This window comes from Rhizobium mesoamericanum STM3625 (assembly GCF_000312665.1).
Lineage (GTDB): Bacteria > Pseudomonadota > Alphaproteobacteria > Rhizobiales > Rhizobiaceae > Rhizobium > Rhizobium mesoamericanum.
Genome location: NZ_HF536772.1, coordinates 48,756 through 70,021, shown reverse-complemented (window position 1 = coordinate 70,021; position 21,266 = coordinate 48,756). Strand labels below are relative to the sequence as shown.

Annotated in this window: 21 protein-coding genes, 2 tRNA genes and 2 pseudogenes; 18 read left to right on the top strand and 7 right to left on the bottom strand. The window is 59.1% G+C overall.

From position 1 onward, the window contains the following. The first annotated feature begins 52 nt into the window (after positions 1-52). The 7 genes from glmM (at position 53) to BN77_RS00385 (ending at position 8,381) form a co-directional block, all read left to right on the top strand. Positions 53-1,405, top strand: coding sequence for a phosphoglucosamine mutase (gene glmM / locus BN77_RS00415; RefSeq protein WP_007527293.1), 1,353 nt, complete (start codon positions 53-55; stop codon positions 1,403-1,405). Between the two features lie 176 nt (positions 1,406-1,581). Further along, positions 1,582-2,349, top strand: coding sequence for an outer membrane protein (locus BN77_RS00410; RefSeq protein ID WP_007527291.1), 768 nt, complete (start codon positions 1,582-1,584; stop codon positions 2,347-2,349). Positions 2,350-2,527: 178 nt separating this feature from the next. Next, positions 2,528-3,328, top strand: a complete 801-nt coding sequence (locus tag BN77_RS00405) for an outer membrane protein (protein ID WP_007527290.1) — start codon at positions 2,528-2,530, stop codon at positions 3,326-3,328. A 136-nt stretch (positions 3,329-3,464) separates the two neighbouring features. Continuing rightward, the gene (locus tag BN77_RS00400; RefSeq protein WP_007527288.1) at positions 3,465-4,643 is read left to right on the top strand and encodes a phosphoserine transaminase; all 1,179 of its coding nucleotides are present in this window, start codon (positions 3,465-3,467) and stop codon (positions 4,641-4,643) included. An 85-nt stretch (positions 4,644-4,728) separates the two neighbouring features. Continuing rightward, positions 4,729-6,324 carry a phosphoglycerate dehydrogenase gene (serA, locus tag BN77_RS00395; RefSeq protein ID WP_007527286.1) on the top strand — a complete coding sequence of 532 codons (1,596 nt, stop codon included), beginning with the start codon at positions 4,729-4,731 and terminating at the stop codon, positions 6,322-6,324. Between the two features lie 133 nt (positions 6,325-6,457). Then, positions 6,458-6,616, top strand: a complete 159-nt coding sequence (locus BN77_RS00390) for a hypothetical protein (protein WP_040676554.1) — start codon at positions 6,458-6,460, stop codon at positions 6,614-6,616. A gap of 586 nt (positions 6,617-7,202) precedes the next feature. Beyond that, complete coding sequence (locus BN77_RS00385; RefSeq protein WP_007527281.1) at positions 7,203-8,381, top strand: transporter substrate-binding domain-containing protein; 1,179 nt, start codon at positions 7,203-7,205, stop codon at positions 8,379-8,381. Positions 8,382-8,437: 56 nt separating this feature from the next. On the opposite strand, the gene BN77_RS00380 is transcribed toward BN77_RS00385, so the two are convergent. Beyond that, a complete protein-coding gene (locus tag BN77_RS00380) occupies positions 8,438-10,681 on the bottom strand; it encodes a heavy metal translocating P-type ATPase (protein ID WP_007527279.1) in 2,244 nt (747 codons plus the stop codon). 72 nt (positions 10,682-10,753) lie between these two features. Between BN77_RS00380 and BN77_RS00375 the strand changes: the two genes are divergently transcribed. Together BN77_RS00375 and BN77_RS34580 are read left to right on the top strand one after the other, a co-directional pair. Beyond that, positions 10,754-11,176, top strand: a complete 423-nt coding sequence (locus BN77_RS00375; protein ID WP_007527277.1) for a MerR family transcriptional regulator — start codon at positions 10,754-10,756, stop codon at positions 11,174-11,176. A gap of 155 nt (positions 11,177-11,331) precedes the next feature. After that, positions 11,332-11,505, top strand: a pseudogene (locus BN77_RS34580) (SIP domain-containing protein); the annotation flags it as partial. Between the two features lie 38 nt (positions 11,506-11,543). Here the strand turns inward: BN77_RS34580 and BN77_RS00370 are convergent. After that, a complete protein-coding gene (locus BN77_RS00370) occupies positions 11,544-12,752 on the bottom strand; it encodes an MFS transporter (protein ID WP_007527275.1) in 1,209 nt (402 codons plus the stop codon). 313 nt (positions 12,753-13,065) lie between these two features. Here BN77_RS00370 and BN77_RS00365 point away from each other — a divergent pair, with 313 nt between their 5' ends. The 5 genes from BN77_RS00365 to BN77_RS34575 all read left to right on the top strand — a co-directional run bounded on the left by BN77_RS00365 (position 13,066) and on the right by BN77_RS34575 (position 17,077). Beyond that, on the top strand, positions 13,066-13,881 hold the full coding sequence (locus tag BN77_RS00365; RefSeq protein ID WP_007527273.1) for a chromate resistance protein ChrB domain-containing protein: 816 nt from the start codon (positions 13,066-13,068) through the stop codon (positions 13,879-13,881). Position 13,882: 1 nt separating this feature from the next. Then, a complete protein-coding gene (gene chrA / locus BN77_RS00360; RefSeq protein ID WP_007527271.1) occupies positions 13,883-15,292 on the top strand; it encodes a chromate efflux transporter in 1,410 nt (469 codons plus the stop codon). Positions 15,293-15,457: 165 nt separating this feature from the next. Next, on the top strand, positions 15,458-16,657 hold the full coding sequence (gene mnmA, locus BN77_RS00355; RefSeq protein ID WP_007527268.1) for a tRNA 2-thiouridine(34) synthase MnmA: 1,200 nt from the start codon (positions 15,458-15,460) through the stop codon (positions 16,655-16,657). 108 nt (positions 16,658-16,765) lie between these two features. Further along, positions 16,766-16,842: transfer RNA gene (locus BN77_RS00350), tRNA-Met, on the top strand. A 52-nt stretch (positions 16,843-16,894) separates the two neighbouring features. Next, positions 16,895-17,077 (top strand): hypothetical protein, encoded by a 183-nt coding sequence (locus BN77_RS34575; RefSeq protein WP_244426154.1) that lies wholly within the window; start codon positions 16,895-16,897, stop codon positions 17,075-17,077. Positions 17,078-17,395: 318 nt separating this feature from the next. On the opposite strand, the pseudogene BN77_RS34570 reads toward BN77_RS34575, so the two are convergent. From BN77_RS34570 to BN77_RS00335, 4 genes and pseudogenes are all read right to left on the bottom strand, one after another. Continuing rightward, positions 17,396-18,400, bottom strand: a pseudogene (locus BN77_RS34570) (recombinase family protein); the annotation flags it as partial. Beyond that, positions 18,397-18,546: a hypothetical protein gene (locus tag BN77_RS33375; RefSeq protein WP_157224421.1), complete on the bottom strand. Its 150-nt coding sequence runs from the start codon at positions 18,544-18,546 to the stop codon at positions 18,397-18,399. The gene BN77_RS33375 and the pseudogene BN77_RS34570, both read right to left, overlap by 4 nt. A gap of 208 nt (positions 18,547-18,754) precedes the next feature. After that, a tRNA-OTHER gene (locus BN77_RS33370) sits at positions 18,755-18,830 on the bottom strand. A gap of 8 nt (positions 18,831-18,838) precedes the next feature. Beyond that, positions 18,839-19,093, bottom strand: a complete 255-nt coding sequence (locus BN77_RS00335; RefSeq protein WP_007527266.1) for a hypothetical protein — start codon at positions 19,091-19,093, stop codon at positions 18,839-18,841. 134 nt (positions 19,094-19,227) lie between these two features. Between BN77_RS00335 and BN77_RS00330 the strand changes: the two genes are divergently transcribed. The 4 genes from BN77_RS00330 (at position 19,228) to BN77_RS00315 (ending at position 20,941) form a co-directional block, all read left to right on the top strand. Next, positions 19,228-19,782, top strand: coding sequence for a hypothetical protein (locus BN77_RS00330; protein ID WP_007527265.1), 555 nt, complete (start codon positions 19,228-19,230; stop codon positions 19,780-19,782). A gap of 97 nt (positions 19,783-19,879) precedes the next feature. Then, positions 19,880-20,359: a hypothetical protein gene (locus BN77_RS00325; RefSeq protein ID WP_007527264.1), complete on the top strand. Its 480-nt coding sequence runs from the start codon at positions 19,880-19,882 to the stop codon at positions 20,357-20,359. Between the two features lie 2 nt (positions 20,360-20,361). Beyond that, positions 20,362-20,598 (top strand): hypothetical protein, encoded by a 237-nt coding sequence (locus BN77_RS00320; RefSeq protein ID WP_007527263.1) that lies wholly within the window; start codon positions 20,362-20,364, stop codon positions 20,596-20,598. A 13-nt stretch (positions 20,599-20,611) separates the two neighbouring features. Continuing rightward, on the top strand, positions 20,612-20,941 hold the full coding sequence (locus tag BN77_RS00315) for a hypothetical protein (RefSeq protein WP_007527262.1): 330 nt from the start codon (positions 20,612-20,614) through the stop codon (positions 20,939-20,941). Between the two features lie 29 nt (positions 20,942-20,970). Here BN77_RS00315 and BN77_RS00310 read toward each other — a convergent pair whose 3' ends face one another. Continuing rightward, on the bottom strand, positions 20,971-21,249 hold the full coding sequence (locus BN77_RS00310) for a hypothetical protein (protein WP_007527261.1): 279 nt from the start codon (positions 21,247-21,249) through the stop codon (positions 20,971-20,973). Positions 21,250-21,266: the final 17 nt, after the last annotated feature.

The following is a 21,266-nucleotide window of genomic DNA, read 5'->3' as shown; positions in this document are numbered from 1 at the left end:
TTTGCAAGTAATAATGCGCTGCCCGCAGGCGCGCCAAGGCACAGGGGTGCATATGAAAAGACGCTATTTCGGTACGGATGGCATTCGAGGTCAATCCAACGTGTTCCCGATGACGCCGGATCTCGCGATGCGCGTTGGCATTGCAGTTGGAACGATCTTTCGTCGAGGTAACCACCGTCACCGCGTTGTCATAGGCAAGGACACGCGCCTTTCAGGCTACATGTTGGAAAACGCGATGGTTGCGGGCTTCACCGCTGCCGGCGTCGACGCGTTTGTTCTCGGTCCTATTCCCACGCCCGCGGTTGCAATGCTGACGCGGTCGTTACGAGCCGATATCGGTGTCATGATCTCCGCTTCTCACAATCCTTACGAGGATAATGGCATCAAGCTCTTCGGGCCTGACGGCTACAAACTTTCTGACGACCTTGAATCGCAAATCGAGGAGTTGCTTGAGAGGGACCTCTCCACGCAGCTTGCGAAATCTGACGATATCGGCCGCGCCAAGCGTGTCGACGGCGTCCATGACCGTTATATCGAACATGCCAAGCGCACGCTGCCGCGCGACGTCACGCTCCAAGGTTTGAGGATCGCGATCGACTGTGCGAATGGAGCCGCCTACAAGGTTGCCCCGGCAGCACTCTGGGAACTTGGTGCTGACGTCGTGACCATCGGCAACGAGCCGAACGGCACCAACATCAACCTCAATTGTGGTTCAACCAGCCCGGTCGCGCTGCAGAAGAAGGTCGATGAAGTGCGGGCCGACATCGGCATTGCGCTTGACGGCGACGCGGACCGCGTCATCATCGTCGACGAGAACGGAGCAGTCGTCGACGGCGACCAGCTGATGGCTGTCATTGCGGAAAGCTTTGCCGAGAGCCAGCAGCTTCGCGGCGGCGGCATCGTTGCGACGGTCATGTCGAATCTTGGGCTGGAGCGCTTCCTGGAGGAAAAGGGGCTTGGACTCGTGCGCACGATGGTCGGTGACCGCTACGTCGTCGAGCACATGCGCCAGAACAACTACAATGTCGGTGGAGAGCAGTCTGGCCACATCGTGCTATCCGACTACGGCACGACCGGCGATGGACTCGTAGCTGCCCTGCAGATCCTTGCTGCGGTCAAGCGCACCGGCAAGACCGTGAGCGAAGTTTGCCGCCGCTTTGATCCAGTGCCGCAGCTCCTTCGCAACGTGCGCATCTCGGGCGGCAAGCCGCTTGACGATGTCGGCGTGCGCAAAGCAATCGCCGATGCTGAGGCGGAACTCGGCCATAGTGGCCGCCTTGTCATCCGTCCGTCCGGTACCGAGCCACTGATCCGGGTCATGGCTGAAGGCGACGACCGCGGCCAGATCGAACGCATCGTCAACGATCTGATCGGCGTAATCGGTGGTGTACGCGACGCTGCGTGAGGCGAGTGCGCATAATGTGCCGGGCGATTCGGCGTTCCGGCATGCTGGTAAGATCATGATAAAGATGTCGTGAACTTAATCCGAAATTAACCCTAGTTTGTAAGACTCCAGGATGAATAAAAGCCGGGCGTGGTCGAAAGATATGCGCCAGGCGTCGCTTATTTCTGGAGAATACTATGAAGAGATTTTTAGTTGCCGTGGCTGCGGCGCTGACGGGCGGCGCCCCCGTTTTCGCTGCCGATCTCTATGTCGACCCCCCAGCGCCCGTCCCGACCTTCGGCGGATGGTACCTGCGTGGGGAAATCGGCATGACCAACCAGCGGCTTGGCGGGCTACAGCACGAATTGTTTGACGACGTGGAGCTCCACGAATTTCTCGATGAGGGCGGTTTTGACAGCTCGCCACTCGGCGGATTGGGCGTCGGCTATCAGTTCAATCAGTGGTTGCGTGCAGACGCGATCGTCCAATATCGCGGCAAGGCCGATTTCTCCGCGCTTGACCGTTATGGACACACCGATGCGACAGGGGCGGCTGTCTGGGATGCCACGAATGATTACGATGGCGCCAAGTCGGAATGGCTGCTGATGGCCAACGCCTATGTCGATCTAGGTACCTGGTACGGCATTACGCCGTATATCGGGGCTGGTGTCGGTACCTCCCGCAACACGATCTCCGGTTTCAGGGACGTTAACGTTCCCACCCAGGGCGTCGCTTATGCTGACAGCGACTCCACCTGGAACTTTGCCTGGGCGCTACACGCCGGCCTCGGTTATCAGGTCACCGACCGTCTCACGGTGGACTTCGGTTACACCTACCTTGACCTGGGCGATGCACAGACCGGCCGGATCCATTCATATGACAACACCGTGGATACTGGGCCGATGCATTTCAACAATATAACCTCCCACGATTTCAAACTCGCGTTGCGCTATTCGCTGCAATAGCCGACTGTGTTTATCGTTTCAGGAGCTGTCGACTTCAAGGCTGCCGTTATGGCAGCCTTTTTCGTATGGTTTGAATCTCGATTGAGGTTAACAAACATAGTTAACTGCACGTTAGCATCTCGCTGGAATAATACCCGCATGGTCAGTCATGCGGGTGTTTGCCCGATCGGGAATTGCAATGAAACCGTCCACCATAATCATCTACACCGCAGCAAGCCTGTTCCTGCTCGGCGGTCCGGTGATGGCGGAGGACCTGCCAATCACAGAGGCACCGGAGGTCAGCATTGCCGGCGATGCATCGACGCTCGGCTGGTACTTTCGCGGTGATCTTGGTTATGCGGCGTGGATAGGTGAGGAAGCGCCGGCATACCACTTCGATGACACCGATGGCGGAGAATTCGATTCGGCACGCTTTTCAAGACCGATCTCTGGCAGCGCCGGGATCGGCTATCAATTCACCGACATCTGGCGCGCCGACCTCACGGGGGATTTCTTCAAAAGCGCCTTTGCCGGCACCGCCCGCACCGAACTGCCTTGTGGCGCATCCGCTCCTTCCGGGACCGGTTGTGCCTCTGGCGTGCACGCCGATCTCCGGGCCTATGGGCTCATGGCAAACGGCTATGCCGACCTTGCGACGATTGCTGGATTAACCCCCTATGTTGGTGCCGGTCTCGGGATCACCAATGTCAAATGGGTGGACGTGCGTTCGCAAGCCAAGTGCGTGGATGGTGGCTCGACCTGTTCGGGGGCAACGTTTGCCCCGCAAGATTTCGATGGCGAGAATAATTGGCGGTTCACTTATGCGCTGATGGCCGGCCTTAGCTATGAAATCAACGATCACATCAAGATCGACTTTGGCTATCGCTTTTCCGATATTGCCGGGGGAAGCATGTTCGCAGGGTCCTCCGGGATAAGCGGCCGCGACGACGGATTGACACGGCATGAAATCCGTATCGGCTTGCGCATCGCTGGTTGGTAGCGACGCAATGACGCGCACAGGCCAAAAATTTCTCTCACAGCGACGCCGGCTGCTTGACTTCGATCTCACCGCCCTATAACCACGGCGGCGGGACACTCCTCCCCAACGAGGAGCTATCTATCTGGAAGGATAGCACATGGCGAAGACCGCAAAGCCGGACGTACGTCCGCAAAATACTCATTTTTCTTCTGGCCCTTGCTCGAAGCGCCCCGGTTGGTCGCTCGAAGCCCTTTCCGATGCGGCTCTTGGCCGTTCGCACCGCGCGAAGATCGGAAAGACAAAGCTGAAGCAGGCCATCGATCTTACTCGAGATGTTCTGGAAGTGCCGGCGGATTACCGTATCGGCATCGTTCCGGCCTCCGATACGGGCGCCGTTGAAATGGCGCTCTGGTCGCTGCTCGGTGAGCGTGGCGTCGACATGGTCGCCTGGGAAAGTTTTGGCGCAGGTTGGGTCACCGACGTCGTCAAACAGCTAAAGCTCAAGGACGTGCGCAAGATCGAAGCCGGATACGGCGAGCTGCCCGATCTTTCGACGATCGATTTTGACCGCGATGTCGTCTTCACCTGGAATGGCACGACCTCTGGCGTCCGCGTTCCGAACGCCGATTTCATCCCTGCCGATCGCAAAGGTTTAACGATCTGCGACGCGACGTCTGCCGCCTTCGCGCAGAACCTCGATTTCGCCAAGCTCGATGTCGTCACCTTCTCCTGGCAGAAAGTTCTCGGCGGCGAGGGCGCGCATGGAGTCATCATTCTCTCGTCGCGTGCTGTCGAGCGTTTGCTCAGCTACGCTCCGGCATGGCCGCTACCGAAAATCTTCCGCCTGACCTCGGGCGGCAAGCTGATCGAAGGCATCTTCAGCGGCGAAACCATCAACACACCGTCCATGCTCTGCGTCGAGGACTACATCGATGCGCTGCTGTGGTCGAAAGAGGTCGGCGGCCTCAAGGGCCTGATGGCGCGCGCCGATGCGAACGCCAAGGTCATAGCAGATTTCGTGGATGCCAACGACTGGATCGCTAATCTGGCAGTCAAACCGGAAACGGCCTCCAATACGTCCGTGTGCTTGAAGATCGTCGACAAGGACGTTCTGGCGCTCGACGCGGACGGCCAGGCGAATTTCGCCAAAGGCATCGTCAGCCTGCTGGACAAGGAAGGTGTCGCCTACGACATCGGCCATTACCGCGATGCGCCGTCAGGGCTTCGCATCTGGGCTGGCGCCACGATCGAAACGGCGGACATGCGGAAGCTGATGCCGTGGCTGACCTGGGCGTTTGAGACCCAGAAGGCGACGCTTTCTCAGGCTGCTGCCTGAGTTGATCGCATCCGGCTCCGTCGAATTGGCGGAGCCTCGCATTCCTGATTTCACACATCGCTGAACTTTTTGAAGGAAGCCCCCAATGGCACCTCGCGTTCTCGTATCCGACGAACTGTCGGAAACCGCCGTCCAGATCTTCCGTGATCGCGGCGTCGAAGTTGATTTCCAGCCGCAGCTCGGCAAGGACAAGGACAAGCTTGCGGAAATCATAGGCAATTACGATGGTCTCGCCATCCGCTCGGCCACCAAGGCGACGGAGAAGCTGATTGCCTTGGCGACCAACCTCAAGGTCATCGGCCGCGCTGGCATCGGCGTCGACAACGTTGATATCCCGGCCGCATCGCGCCGCGGTATCATCGTCATGAACACGCCGTTCGGCAACTCGATCACAACAGCCGAACACGCCATCGCCTTGATGTTCGCCGTTGCTCGCCAGCTGCCGCAGGCCGACGCATCGACGCAGGCCGGCAAGTGGGAAAAATCGAAGTTCATGGGTGTCGAAATCACCGGCAAGACGCTCGGTGTCATCGGTGCCGGTAATATCGGCGGCATCGTCTGCAAGAAGGCGATCGGCCTTGGCATGCATGTTCTGGCCTACGATCCCTTCCTGTCGGCCGAGCGCGCCCAGGAGATGGGCGTCACCAAGGTCGAGCTCGACGAGCTTCTGGCCAAGGCCGACTTCATAACCCTGCACGTGCCGATGACCGACAAGACCCGCGGTATTCTTGGCAAGGAGAACCTCGCCAGGACAAAGCCTGGCGTTCGCATCATCAACTGCGCGCGTGGCGGTCTCGTCGATGAGGCGGCTCTTGCCGAAGCCATCAAGTCCGGCCATGTGGCCGGCGCCGGCTTCGACGTGTTCGAGGTTGAGCCTGCCAAGGAAAGCCCATTGTTCGGCCTGCCGAATGTCGTCTGCACGCCGCATCTTGGCGCATCGACCACCGAAGCGCAGGAAAATGTCGCGCTGCAGATCGCTGAGCAGATGTCGGATTACCTGGTGAAGGGTGCTGTTTCCAACGCCATCAACATGCCGTCGATCACTGCTGAAGAAGCACCGATCCTGAAGCCGTTCATCCGGCTTGCCGACGTTCTTGGTGCCTTCGTAGGCCAGGTCACGGAAGAGCCGATCAAGGACATCGAGATCCTTTATGACGGCGCGACGGCGACGATGAACACTCGGGCGCTGACCAGCGCGCTGCTCGCCGGCCTAATCCGTACGCAGGTCGCCGACGTCAACATGGTCTCGGCTCCGGTTATGATCAAGGAAAAGGGCATCGTCCTTTCCGAGGTCAAGCGCGACAAGACTGGTGTTTTCGACGGCTACATCAAGCTCACCGTCAAGACGGACACGATGACACGTTCGATCGCCGGCACGGTCTTCTCGGACGGCAAGCCGCGTTTCATCCAGATCAAGGGTATCAACCTCGATGCCGATGTCGGCTCGCACATGGTCTACATCACCAACACCGACGTGCCTGGAATGATCGGCTTCATCGGCACGACCCTCGGTGCTGCAGGCGTCAACATTGCGAACTTCCAACTCGGCCGTGACAAGCAGGGCGGAGATGCGATCGCGCTGCTTTATGTCGATGGTGCGATTGGCGATGAAGTGCTTGCAAAGCTGACGGCAAACCCCGCGATCCGGCAAGCCAAGCCGCTGGTCTTCGCAATCGACTGAGTTTTGCTCCCAAGGCAGCGAGAAAACCCGGCGCGGGAACCTGCGCTGGGTTTTCTCGTTTTGACTCTCGATGACGCCGCGACCAGCGCTCGCCTATAGCGGGGGCCATTTCACGATTAATTCAGGAGCTTCCATGAGTAAGTCAGCCCTCGCAATCGCCATTGCGTTCGTATCACTCATCGGCCTCTCATCCTGCGCAAACACCGCCAATGGCCTTGCAAAGGATGGCAGGCAAGCGAGCAGCGCACTCGACGCCAGTACACACCGCATCCTCAAGGCCGGTGCAAATTAGACGGTCGCTGTTTCAGGGCGGATGCGAAGCCCGCCTGAGTGAGCGGGCTTGCGATTACTGCGGATTCGCCGGAGCCGGAGCGGCAGGCGCCGTAGGAGTTGCCGGGGCGGAAGCAGGCGGATTGGCTGCAGGCGGCGTAGCCGGTGCAGTCGAGGCAGGCGGAGGCGAGGCTGGCTCGGAAGCGGTCGGAGCTGACGCTTTCGGAGCTGTTGCCGTCGGGCTATTCTGCGATCTTGGCCAGTAAGTGGCTGCTAGAGCTACGACGACGACAATGGCTGCCAAAACAATCCATAGAGTCTTGCTCTTCGATGCTGACGTATTCACCGGGTTCGGTTTGTTGAAGTCATTCGTCATGTTACACCTCCTCTTAACATTAACCCTTAAGCGGGCAAAACGTTCCGATCACGTGCAAATTCTCAAAGATTAGCTCGCCCAAAGCGTTTGGGGCACGACGCTCAGTGCAATTTTACCGCAACCTACTTCTAGTTTAGGCTCTTTCATGGACCACGGTGGTATCGGAAGATAATGGCGGAGAAGGCTGTCTCTACGAGGGTATTCGGCGCTGGAGGCCTAGTTGGGAATGGGTATGAGGGCAGTCTCCCTTGGCGTGTTTGACGCGAGCGGCGGAAATGAGTGGCTGCACGGGGCACTCCGTTATGTCCGGGCTGCGTTGATAGCTCTCGCAGCATTCGGCGCATCTGCCATTAGCGGCAGCAATGTCTATGGTCAGGGACCGCAGCAGGCGGATGGTCAAGATTTTCCCCAACGGGAACTTGTGATCGGCACCAAGGAGGCGCCACCATTTGCGATGAAAGATGCCGACGGCAATTGGAGCGGCATTTCCATCGACCTCTGGCGCGAGGTCGCGCAGAGGCTCGGGCTGAAGTACCGACTGGGCGAGGAGCCCAACGTCCAGAAGCTCATCGAAGCCACGTCGCGGGGCGATTACGATGTTTCCGTCGCAGCGATCACCATCACGGCCGAGCGCGAGCGTATCGTGGATTTCAGCCAGCCCTTCTATGACACCGGCCTGGGGATCGCCGTCTCGGTCAACAGCGTGTCTGTGTGGCGCGAAATCGTCCGGACGATGATCTCGGCGGGCTTCCTGCAGGCGGCGGGAGCGCTGATCGGCATCTCGCTGCTGGTCGGTGCGTTGGTATGGCTGTTCGAGCGGCGTCACAACGAGGACTTCGGGGGGCCGCTCGGACGCGGATTGGGGGCAAGCATTTGGTGGTCCGCGGAGGCCATGACGCAGGCGAGCACCGGTCACCGCGGACCGATCACGATCGCCGGCAGGGCGCTCGCAATTGTCTGGATGGTGGTCTCGATCATTACGATCGCCGTCTTTACCGCCAGCGTCACCTCTGCACTGACCACGAGGCAGATGCGAGGGCTGGTCAATGGCGTGGAGGATCTGTCTGGTGTGCGTGTCGGGACGCTTGCCAATTCGGCGACGATCAGCTTCCTGGACGGCGAACGCATTAAACATCGCACGTTTTCTCAGGTGGCCGACGGGCTTAAGGCGCTGGAGGCCGGATCGATCGATGCCTTTGTTTATGACAAGCCGCTTCTCGCCTGGACCGTGGAGCAACATTTCTCCAGCACCGTGCAAATCTTGGATGTCGATTTTGAGCCACAGAGCTACGGGTTTGCCATTCCGCTTGGTCGGGCCTACCGCAAGGAGATTGACGTGGCCGTCCTTCAGGCGATTCACGATCAGCGTTGGAGGCGAATCCTTTTTCAGTACCTTGGAGAGAAGCGGTAGTGCGACCTTGCTGTCGGCCCGCTGTCCAAAAACGGCAACCGGGTGCGCGGTGATCCTTATTTGGCCGGCTTCAACAGCCTCAGTGCATTGATGGTGACCAGCACCGTGGCGCCGGTATCGGCCAGTATCGCAGGCCAGAGGCCGGTGATGCCTGCGATGGTTGTCACTAGGAACACGGCCTTCAAGCCAAATGCGATGGAGATGTTTTCGACGATGTTGCGCATAGTGCGCTTGGAGAGCGCGATCATGGACGCAACGTCTCTGACGCGGCCATGCAGGATGACGGCGTCGGCGGTTTCCAGTGCAACATCGGTGCCGCCGCCCATCGCGATACCGACATCCGCGGTCGCCAGTGCAGGAGCGTCGTTGATGCCGTCGCCAACCTTCGCAACGATCAAGCCATCACGCTTCAACTCGTTCACGATGCGCTGCTTGTCCTCAGGCAAGAGCTCCGCGCGTACATCGATGCCGAGCTTCTTGCCGATGGCCTTTGCGGTGCGGTGATTGTCACCCGTGAGCATCACGATCTTGACACCTGTCTCAGTCAATTTTGCGAGGCCCGACTCGGCGTCTTCGCGCGGTTCGTCGCGCATGGCGATAGCTCCGGCCAGAGTGTCGCCGATGATAAGCACTGAAACCGTTTTTCCATCATCGTTGAGCGCCGTGATGCGGGCGGTCTGGTCGAATGAAAGAGGAATTTGCTCGCCGGTGGCCTTGGGAGATCCGAAGAACACCCGCTGCCCCGCGACCAACCCGGTCATGCCTTTTCCTCCGAGCGCCCTGGCTTCGCTCGCCGCGGGGAGGGGGATCCCCGCGACTGCAGCCCGCGCGAGAATCGCGAGCGCCAACGGGTGGCTCGACCCTGTCTCAAGTGCAGCAGCATACTTCAGGACTTCGGCTTCGTTCTTTCCGAAAGCGATTACATCGGTCACCTGCGGCTTGCCTTCCGTCAGAGTGCCTGTCTTGTCGAATGCAACGGCGGTGACTTTGCCAAGCGTCTCAAGGACCGCGCCACCTTTCAGTAGCAGCCCACGGCGCGCTCCCGAGGAAAGCGAGGCGGTGATCGCGGCCGGGGTTGAAATTACCAGGGCACAGGGGCAACCGATCAGCAATATGGCGAGACCCTTGTAGATCCATTGCTCCCAAGCGCCGCCTGCAAGAAGCGGTGGCAGGATCGCGACGAGGGCGGCAACGACCACCACGCCCGGCGTATAGTAGCGCGAGAAACGATCGATGAAGCGCTCGGTTGGTGCCTTGGATTCCTGCGCCTCCTCCACCAGCCGGACGACGCGGGCGATGGTGTTATCGGCGGCTGCAGCCGTCACTTCGACACGAAGGGCGGCGTCACCATTGACGGTACCCGCAAATACCATGTCGCCTTCACCTTTGCGTACCGGCGTGCTTTCGCCGGTGACTGGGGCTTCGTCGATTGCGCTCTCGCCAGACAGAATGGTGCCATCCGCCGCAATGCGATCGCCCGGACGGACCAGAATTGTCGAACCGACGGCGAGGCTCTCGGCCGACACTTCCTGGGTCGTACCATTTTCTTCAAGGAAAGCCCGTTTTGGGACCAGGGTCGTCAGAGATTGGATGCTTGCGCGCGCCTTGCCGGCGGCGACCCCTTCCAGCAGTTCGCCAACCAGGAACAGGAAGACCACGGTCGCGGCTTCCTCGCCGGCATGGATGGTCACCGCACCGACAGCTGCGATCGTCATCAGCATTTCGATCGAGAAAGGTATGCCTGCAAAGGCGGCCACGACGGCGCGTCGGGCGATTGGAACAACCCCGACGAGCACTGCCACGACGAATGCATAGGTTGCAATCGCCGGCAGGAGGTGGCCGATGATATAGGCAACAACGAGGGCTACTCCGGAAAGGATTGTCAGCTGACCCTTCTTGCTTTGCCACCAAGGTCCGCCCATCGGGGCGTCGTGTCCATGGAGGCTGTCTAGCGAGTCGCTTGGTTGTTCTTGCTCAGCATGTTCGTGACCCGAGTGATCATGGTTGCCGTGGTCGTGGTCAGCGTGGTTGTGATTGTGGTGGGCATGGGTTGTCGGTGCGGCTTCCCTCGGCGATCGTCCGACGAGTTGGCTGACGGAATAGCCAAGGCTCGTCACTTTCCTTTCGATGGCGACAAGGTCACTGCTGCCATCGTGGCGCAGGGTCATTGTTCCCGCCGTCACGGAGACTGAAACGTCTTCGACGCCCGGCATATATCGAACAGCCGTGTCGATCTTGGCCGCACAGCTGGCGCAATCCATGCCGCCAACCCTGTAACGCTTCTCGACCGTTTCTCCCATGATCCGCTTCCTTGTCAGACTGAAGCATCTTTCCTACATCCTCTAGTGACTAGAGGTGCAAGAGAAAAAGCTATGAAAAAGATCACGATCGGCGAGGCATCCCGGGAAAGCGGCGTCAAGGTGCCGACTATTCGCTACTATGAGAGCATTGGCCTTCTGCCGGAGCCAAACCGCAGCGAGGGCAATCAACGCTCTTACGAACCGGCGGACCTGCGCAGGCTCACTTTCATCCGTCATGCTCGCGAGCTTGGCTTCGAGGTTGAGGCGATTCGCACGCTTCTGACGCTACAGGACGATCCTAACCAGTCGTGCGCATCCGCCGACGCAATTGCCAAGGCTCGCCTCATCGAAGTCGAGCAGAGAATTCGAAGCCTGATGGCCCTGAAGGCGGAACTCGAGCTGATGGTGGAGGGCTGTGGTCACGGTCGCGTCGATCAGTGCCGCGTTATCGAGGTTTTAGCGGATCACGGTCAGTGCGGTCATGCCCATCATTGATGGTGGGCAAGACTCAAATCACGACTCTAGTGCACAATCCGACGGTGTTGCTCAAGGTGCTACCAGTCATGCCGCGAAATTCTGATGGCGGGCAGAAGGATTGGATGTTGTGGACCTCCACCTTACCGCTGCGGAGGGGCCGATCATCTGGATCCATCTTGCGCGATATCGGCATCGAGCCCGGGGACCCTCTTTGGGTCGCGGCAGAGGCTTCGGCGGCGTGCGCCGTCCGTGAGTATCTGGTCGTGGAAAGAAACGACCCGCTACACTGGATCAAGGCGTCCGGCTATTGGGTCAAGGGCAGGGCGGATACGACCGAAAAGTTCGAGCAAGGTCGATCATCGGAAGGCAGCTGCACAGGCATGGTTTACGAAGCGTTTCGAAGTCGCTTCTTTAGCGGCAGCAGCGAAAGGCCGGCGAGCAATGCAAAGGCCGCGCCGGCGAGAAACACCATCTGGTGGCCACCCCAATCCCAAAGGGCACCAGCGAGCAAGCTCGCGGCGAGAAGGGCGATACCCGCGATCAGGTTGAAAATGCCGAAGGCAGTTCCCCGCAGTTCGGCCGGAGCGGCGTCCGCAACAAGGGTTGCCAGCAACCCTTGTGTAAATCCCATATGGAGACCCCACAGCGTTACGCCGATCCCCAGGCCAACCAACCCGGCAAGAAGGGCAAGGCTGAGGTCGGCTAGAACGAGAAGCACCAATCCGACAATCAATAGGGTTATTCGGTCCACGCGATCCGCCATGACGCCGACTGGATACGCCGAAAACCCGTAGGCAATGTTCATGACGATCAGGACGATGGGAACGAACATGACGGCAAGTCCCATCTGTTGAGCGTCGAGGATGAGGAAGGCTTCACTGAACCGCGCGAGGGTAAAGACTGCGGAGACGGCAACGACCTGCCAGTAGATAGCAGGCAACCGCACGAGTTCCGAGCCTCGGAGCGGCACTCGCACGCGCCCTTGCTCGGCATGGGGCGGTTCCTTGACGACAAAGAGGATGATCGCGACGGAGCAGAACGCCGGAATGACGGCGATCCAGAAGACTGTCGCATAGTGGTCGGCGCTCCACCACATCAACCCAAGAGCTAGCGTCGGTCCCAGGAAGGCACCTACCGTGTCGAGCGACTGACGCAGACCGAAGCTTGCGCCGCGGATCTCCTTCGGGCTGATATCCGCGATCAAGGCGTCACGCGGTGCACCCCTGATGCCTTTTCCGACACGATCCACGAAACGGGCGGTCACGAGCCAACCCAGCGACGGTGCCAACGGAAAGACAGGCTTTGTCAGCGCAGCCATGCCGTAGCCCAGAGCCACAAGCAGCTTTCGCTTACCAAGCCAATCGCTCAATGCTCCGGAAAACACCTTAGTGATAGCGGCGGTCGCTTCCGCAATGCCTTCGATTAGGCCGACCGCAAACGCCGAGGTGCCGAGGATACCAACCATGTAGACCGGGAGCAGCGCGTGGATCATCTCCGAAGAGATGTCCATGAACAGCGAAACGAAGCCTAGCGCCCAGACGCCTTTCGGGATCGCCCGCAGGGCAGCGGGCCTTGAGCCGGCAACGTCGACCATAGCGAACTACCTTTCAGAATTGCCCGCGGCAGGTCTTCTGCGTTTCAAATCTGACGGCGACCTGAACAGCCGTTCCGAGGCCAAAGCCTGCGGCACGTTCGCGGGCGCCCTCTCGCAATTTGCCCTTTGATCGGGCGCGGGTGTCGAGACTCGCGACACCATCTCAATTGTTTGCCGGCAGCGCCAGCATGCAGCGAGTATTGACATACCCGATTCGCACGTGGATCATATTGCTCATGGGGTCGCGATCACCCCACGAGGCGTCAGCCGAAGAGTCGCGTCCAACGAAACCGCTAAAACGGAGGGACGCGCCATGCCGTCATTCACCGAAATCTCGACCGATAAACTGAGCCGTCTGATTGGCACGCCGGGTGCGCCGGTTTTGATTGACGTGCGCAATGACGAGGCCTTTTCAGCCGATCCTCGTCTTATCCCTGGATCAGTCCGCAAGCCATTCAACGACGTGGACCAATGGGGCACTGAAATCCGCAGTCCGGCCGTGATCATCTGCCATCGTGGCGCCAAGCTCAGCCATGGCGTTGCCGCCCATCTTCGTGTCACCGGCGTTCAGGCCGAGACACTCGAAGGCGGCTTCGAGGCATGGATCAAGGCAGGCGGTCTTGCTGTCCCCGAAGCCAAGCTGCCGTCTCGTGACGCGAAGGGAAGAACCGTTTGGGTCACTCGCGCCCGCCCGAAGATCGATCGTATCGCGTGCCCCTGGTTGATCCGCCGCTTTGTGGATCCGGGGGCCATCTTCCTGTTTGTACCCACCCCGGAGGTGCTGATGGTCGCTGACCGTTTCGGAGCAACTGCCTTCGATATCGAGGACGTCTTCTGGAGTCACCGCGGCGATCGATGCTCCTTTGACGTCATGGTCGAGGAGTTTGCTCTCCAATCTGAGCCGCTCCTCCGGCTGGCTACAATCGTCAGGGCCGCCGATACTGCGAGACTCGATCTCGCGCCCGAAGCGGCGGGGTTGCTGGCAGCCTCACTCGGACTTTCGCGGATGTTTGCCGACGACCTCGATCAATTGCAGGCGGGCCTGACCTTGTACGATGCCTTCTACCGATGGTGCCGGGATGCGACCGACGAGGCGCATAATTGGCCCTCTGCGAAAAAGGGAAACTGAGATGGTCAACCTTGTCACGGATACGCCCACCGGCGAGACTGCGGGTCGGATGAGCCACGGCATCTCTTTTGGCGAGGCGTTTCGTGTCTGGCTGCGCGTGGCGGCGTTGAGCTTCGGTGGCCCCGCCGGGCAGATCGCCGTCATGCACCGGATCGTCGTCGATGAAAAGAAGTGGATCGGCGAAGATCGGTTTCTGCATGCCCTCAACTATTGCATGCTGTTGCCCGGTCCGGAGGCGCAGCAGCTCGCCATCTACATCGGTTGGCTCATGCATAGGACGGCGGGAGGGCTTGTGGCTGGTATTCTTTTCGTCCTGCCCGGCTTCCTGTCCATCCTTGCTCTCAGCTACGTCTACGTGGTGTTTGGGAGCCTCGACGCCGTAGAGGGCATGTTTTTCGGCCTCAAGGCCGCCGTGCTTGCTGTGGTTGTACAAGCTGTCATTCGGATCGGCCGACGAGCGCTCAAAAACCCGGCCATGGTTGCTATCGCGGCCGCCGCATTCGTGGGGATTTTTGTTCTTCATGTGCCGTTCCCGCTGATCATTTTGATTGCGGCGATCACAGGTTTCGTGGGTTCGAAGTCCGGCTCGCGGCTTTTCCAGGCAGGCAACGGCCATAAAGCCGCTGCCGGTCACGCCCTTGCAGATGCGGATTCCGCGCTTGGCGAGGACACGCCGACCCATGCACGGCCGAACCTGGTGTGGTCGCTGAAGATTTCGGCTGTGCTGCTGGCGCTCTGGCTCGGACCGCTTCTGCTGCTCTATGTTTTTCGCGGCGGAGATGACGTGTTCACGCAAATCGGCGTCTTCTTCAGCAAAATGGCCGTCGTCACCTTTGGCGGTGCATACGCCGTGCTGGCCTATGTCGCACAGGAGGCGGTGCAGCACTACGGCTGGCTGCGCCCGACGGAGATGCTTGACGGTCTCGGCATGGCTGAGACCACGCCGGGGCCCCTGATCATGGTTCTCCAATTCGTGGGGTTCATGGGTGCGTACCGCGACCCCGGTGGCCTCGATCCGATCACATCAGCCACGCTAGCAGCGATGCTTACGACCTGGGTCACGTTCGTGCCATGCTTTCTCTGGATTTTCCTCGGTGCTCCTTTCATCGAAAAGCTGCGGGGCAATGCGTCGCTTGCGAGTGCGATGTCGGCCATCACCGCTGCCGTGGTAGGCGTCATCCTGAACCTCGCCATCTGGTTCGGTCTGCACTTCCTGTTTACGGAGGCCAGCATCCACCGGTTTGGTCCTATTTGGATCGAGCTGCCCGTCTGGTCGTCGCTAGCCCTGCCGTCGCTCATCCTCAGCGTCGCGGCCGCCAGTGCGATCTTCCGGTTCAGAATGTCGGTTATTCCGACGCTGCTCGCATGTGCCGTGGCCGGAATGGCCTGGAAGCTGCTTGGGACACTGTGAAGCGATTGCGCTCGGAGATGCCGCAAATTGTCCGCCTCTTGCGCCGGAACTCAATCCTTTCTATATCCTCGCCAACGAAAGTCCGTCGGCCGCTCCCGCGCGGACCCTGAAACCCGCCGGCTTTGATGGGCGGATTGCAACAAGCTTAGAATTGGCAGCCACCCCGTGAACACACTGGATTTTGACAAGAAGCCGGAAGATACCCGCGTTGTCGTCGCCATGTCCGGCGGCGTTGACAGCTCCGTGGTGGCAGGCATTCTCAAATGTCAGGGCTATGACGTGCTCGGCATCACCTTGCAGCTCTATGATCATGGTGCTGCTGTTCACCGCGCCGGTTCCTGCTGTGCCGGACAGGATATTGACGACGCCCGTCGTGTTTGCGAGACGCTCGGCATCCCGCACTATGTCTTGGACTACGAGAAGCGGTTCCGCGACACGGTGATCAACCCCTTCATGGAAAGCTATGTGGCCGGAGAGACGCCAATCCCCTGCGTCTCGTGCAATCAGACTGTCAAGTTCGCGGATCTCCTGGCAACCGCCAAGGAGCTCGGCGCCGATGCACTGGCAACCGGTCATTACATTCGCTCGCGGCCCAATCCAGCTCCCGGCATTCCCGGTCGCCGCGCGCTTTTTCGCCCAGCCGATGCCGATCGTGACCAGAGCTACTTCCTTTTCGCGACGACACAGGAGCAGATCGATTATCTGCGCTTTCCCCTTGGCGGCCTGCCCAAGGCCGAAACCCGCAAGCTCGCCGAAGAGATGGGTCTGGTGGTCGCCAAGAAGGCTGACAGCCAGGACATCTGTTTCGTGCCGCAGGGCAAATACTCAGATATCATCCACAAGCTGAAGCCGAATGCGGCGCTTGCCGGCGAGATCGTTCATCTTGATGGACGCGTGCTGGGTCAGCATGAAGGCATCCTGCACTACACCATCGGCCAGCGCCGCGGCATTGGCATTGCCACCGGCGAGCCGCTCTACGTGGTCTACCTCGATGCTCGTTCCCGCCGGGTTATCGTCGGGCCCAAGGAAGCGCTGGAAACGCACCGTGTCTATCTGCGCGATGTCAACTGGCTGGGCGACGAACCGCTTGCAGAGGCGGCCTCTGGCGAGGGCTTCGGATGTTTTGCCAAGGTCCGATCGACGCGTGCACCGACACCCGCTGTCCTGCATGCCGATGCGACCGGCATCTACGTCGATCTTGCAGTCGGAGAAGCTGGCGTTGCACCCGGCCAGGCCTGTGCGCTTTATTCGGCGCCCGGAGACGATGCGCGTGTTTACGGTGGCGGATTCATCGAGCGCTCTGAGCGCGAACCGGTGGCGGAAGCCTCGCTGAAGGCACTGCTGGCCAGCCCGGTCGCCGCCTGAAAAAGCCTGTGGTATTTTCTCGATCATGCGCTTGACACAAAGCCGAAGCGCACCTTATAAGCCGCTCATCCCACGGGCCGCGCGCCGCGAACGGCACCGTTGACCAGTGGCGGAGTAGCTCAGTAGGTCAGAGCAGAGGAATCATAATCCTTGTGTCGGGGGTTCAAATCCCTCCTCCGCTACCAACGATTTAGCCGACAGTGTAGAATCGATAAGGCTCGACAAGTATCCTTTGATTTGGATCGTGTAGGGATCTCCTTTCTGTCTTGGGTGAACGATCACGGCCGCCACCAACTGGCGGAAGGCGCTTGCCGCGCCAACATCAACGGTGCCGGTCTTTGTTGCGACGATATCGGCAAGCTGCTCGACGTTCTCTCGGAAGCGCTTAACAGCTTGCGGGTGAAGCTCGATAACGTTTGACGGCGCTTCGCTTGCCGCTAGATCTCTCTCCAGTCGGTCGCGCTCTTGCCGCAACGGCTGCAGCAGCGCAGCAGCCTCATCGTCATCAATCAGGCCTTTTGCGATTCGCTCGACGATTCGCGTAATGCCTGCCTTTGCGTCGGCAAGGCCTTTCTCAGTAGCGCTCCGGTTTCTGCGCGCCTCGGCTTCGATCTTGCGGCGCTCTTCGCGGTAGGCTTTGACGTACTCGTCAATGATGGCCGTGTCAGCAAACTGGATGCGCAAGCTGTCGAGCACCTGGCGCTCGAGCTTCTCAATGTAATAGCGAGCGCCGTTTGTGCAGCTTCGCGATTCCCGATAGGTGCTGCACTGGATCCGCGGGCCGCTGCGGTCAACGCCGATCAGCGCCATGCCGCCGCCACAGCAGCCACAGCGCAAAAGGCCAGAAAGCAAGCGCTTGGACTTCGGCACGTCGCGTGGTCGCGGGCCGCCTGTAGCCTCTTTGCGTGCCTGGACGGCATCAAATAGCGACTGGTCGACAACGCGAAGGTGCTGTGCGTCGATTTCCTCATACTCACTTTCTGGATTGACGCGCGATATGCGGCGGCCGGTGGATGGATCTTTCACCATGTGCACGCGGTTCCAGATGAGCTTGCCGGCGTAAATAGGGTTTCGCAGGATGCCGTTGCCACGTTGGCCGTTGCCGTTGATGGTCGAGCCGTTCCAGCGCAGCCCACGCGGCGCCGGGATGCCCTCCGCATTCAACGTCGCAGCGATCGTGCGCGGAGCGAAGCCGGTGGAATAAAGCTCGAATATTCTCCGCACCGTCGCCGCTTCATCCTCGACGATTTCTAGCTCACCTTTCTTGCCAAGTACGGGCCGATAGCCATACGCCTTTCCGCCCGGATTGCGACCAGAGCGCACAACGCCCACCATGCCACGCTTGACCTTTTTGGCACCTTCTTCGCGCTGCATTTGCCCGACGACGCCGTACATGCCGATTTGAACGGTATCCAGGGCGCCACCGTTCACGCAGTTCATTTCGACCTGGCGGAATCGGAGCGTCTTGTGGATGTGGGCGAGGTCGGCGATATCGCGGGAGATGCGGTCAGGTGCCTCGGCTATGAGCACGTCGAATGAGCCTAGCTCGGCAGCCTGCATGAGGCTCGACAAGCCAGGTCGGCCGAACATAGACGCTCCGGACTTTGCGCGATCGAAGTATTCATGAACGACTTGAAGGCCCAGCCGTTCAGCATGAGTCTTGCACAATCTTATTTGGTCTTCGACGGATTGGTCGTTTTGCAGGTCGGTGGAGTACCGCGCATATATGACGGCACGCCTCATGATGGGCGGTTATCGTTGGCCGCCGACGCGACCATGGCGTCAATGCGCGCTTGCCGTACGGCCAGGGCTCGGACGAAAGCCAGAAAGGCCTCGCGCGCGTGGCCGTCGTTATTCGGGTTGCTGATAGTTGCCAGTTGCGCTGTCATTCATCCTCCTGCTGCTCGTGATAGACATAAATTAACTGAAAACACGTCGCCGCCATCAAGGGGCGCTCGCGAATAAAGCCGCCGCCCTTGCGAGCGACGGCCTAACGCGGCGGGTGTTCCATGGGTTAAGCATGGCGATTGGCCGCGATGGAGCGGGAGCGCGCCGCACATGTAGGGGCGGTGGTGTCGCGCTCGCCTGTGGTGAAGATGGAGCCCACGGCAGGATTCGAACCTGCGTCATCCGCTACGTTGCGCCAGGTAGAAGCTGGCCACGATACGTGGGCGAAACTCATTAGGCGCTCTGTCCGTGCACGGCCTCGTAGAACCGATCTCGAAGCGCTTGGGCGCGGCTGTGAATCTCGTACAAAGCGAAGATTACGCCGTTTGATTCGTCATCGGACAAGTTGCCGATGCTGTGCTCGAAGTTGACGACGCCCTCGATGTGCGAAACCGCGATTCGGGTCATGTGGAGCAGGCTGCACACGTCATTCTCAAGATCCTGAACTTTGAGCTTTCTGTCTGCCTGCGGAAGCGTGTGCAGTGTCATTCGTTTTCCTCGTTGCCTCAAATCTGTTTTCCATAATACGCAATTGAGGGGCATCGTCAACCCTCTTTTGCGTTTTACGCGAAAGAAATTTGTGCTACTTGGATGTCACCACCACACCACACCGAGGAGACTGTATGGCAAGCCCAAAGGAGTTGGTTGCTGCGATAGCAAGAGAGACGGGAGTTCCAGAGGGAACGGTCATCCAGCACGACCGCAACCTAGCGCTGGCCGAGCTTCGCACAATGGGCGGCAGAGGGCGCGCAGTCGCCCGCGTCACATTCGAGGACGCGGCAAACCTGCTTATCGCGGTCGCCGGCAGCCGCAACGTGAAGGATAGCGCCAAGACGGTGAGAGACTACGGTTCGCTGGCAGCGTCTGACCCTCTAGTCTTTGATGACGACGGCAAAGAGGTGAGGCGCGGCGAGACCTTCGGCGATGCGGTTGCCGCATTGCTCGAGGCAGTCCCTGGCGATCGTGATTCCTATCGAGACCCGGAGCATGGATCTGTCGACGTCTACTTATACGGGCCAAATCCGTCGGCTCGCATTGAATGGCGCGTTGGCGATAGGTTCGACCGCATCGACTATAGTGCGCGAAATTCGTCCCGCACATTCGCCGATCTGCAGTTCATCTCGAAATTCACCCAAGTTACGATAGGCTTTGTCGGCGAGTTGGTTGCTGGCGATTGAGAAGAGCCGATTTTTCATTGTGAGTTGAGTGCCATCTTGATGGACAACCGTTCAGCAATCGCTGAAGCTTTTGATCACGAACGAATCAGGAGCTCGCATGGACAACAAGATGCAGGAGCGCCTCAAGGCCGCGCTTGAAGAAAACGAGAGAAAAGACCGAGAATTCGCCGAAAAGAAGCGCGCAGAGGAGGAAGAAGCTGTTCGTGAAGCCGCGAGGAAGGCTGGGGCGGCGAGCGCCTGGCCCGACTTTGTAGACATGCTCGGCCGCGCGGCGACGGCGCTTCACAGCACGACTGCGGAGCACGAATTCCTCTTTGAGGTGAAAGAAAGTCCTGCTGGCACCAACTTCCTTAAGTCCGCAGAAGCGGCGCTCTTCAAGAATCGCGAGGATTTGGGGGCGAAGGCGTTTTTCCATCTAGAGCCACGAGGGTATGTGCGGCCGGTCTTTGTCGGTACTTCAACCCCACAGCTCGAGCCTTTCGAGTTCTTTTCAACCGATCAGGAAAAGCTTGAGCGGCTTTTGATTGCGCTGTTGGAGTTTTACGTCAAGGGTCGAAGCTACAAGAGCGGGAAGTAACGATGTCCGATACTCGATACATTTACGACTACAAAACGCATAAGGCCGCTCTGTATCAAGTCGACAAGTACCTATACGCCATGGGCGGAACAAAACCGATCCACTGGCTCGATAAGGCATATGGATATTCCTACGAGAATCAAATCCCGACACTGTGGATCGACGGAAAGTACATCTATGGCCTCAAGCCGGACGGTACGGCTGCAGGAAATGAACCGATCTACTATTACGCTGACTAGAAAGTGCACTTCGATGGCACCGATTAAAGGTCTGATGGACCCCGGCCACAACAAGGAATACCAAGCGCTTGTAAGAGAAGCAGCCTGGAAAGGCATCCTTGAGGCGTTGAAAGAGATGAATCCGGATCAACTCTTTCTTAGAAACGAGGATATCGTCGAGGCTCTGATGGACATCCAAGCCTTGGTTATCAGTTCTTCTAACCAAGCTGATAGTCCTACCAAGCTCAGAAAAACCTGCGAAGAATTCGCTAAACGGCTTCGCTTCAAAACGCTTGCCGCACAAGCGAATGACAAGGAGGACGGCCCGCTCGGCGAGGTCATCCACCTTGACTCTATGCAGTGAGGGTTGTGCGCAAACGCTGCTCGGTTTCCCTAGATCCACGCGTCCGCTTCTGATCCGGTGCGTGTTTCAACTACCAAGCAGACATAGTTGGGCAAATCCTTTGGATTGAAGACGCGCCCAACGACTGTCCATACTGTCCTGTTTTCAGGCTTGTGACGATCAAGCCCTTGCAACACACCCGGCTCCAGTACTTGGTCCCCAATCGCGGGGAGAAAACCAGCGAAATCTGTAAGCTCGAAGTCTTGCTGGCCGTCGGTGATTGCGCCCGACGCGTCACGAAAACACACTCGAATAGTAATATCTTTCATTGTACCCTCTCACTTTT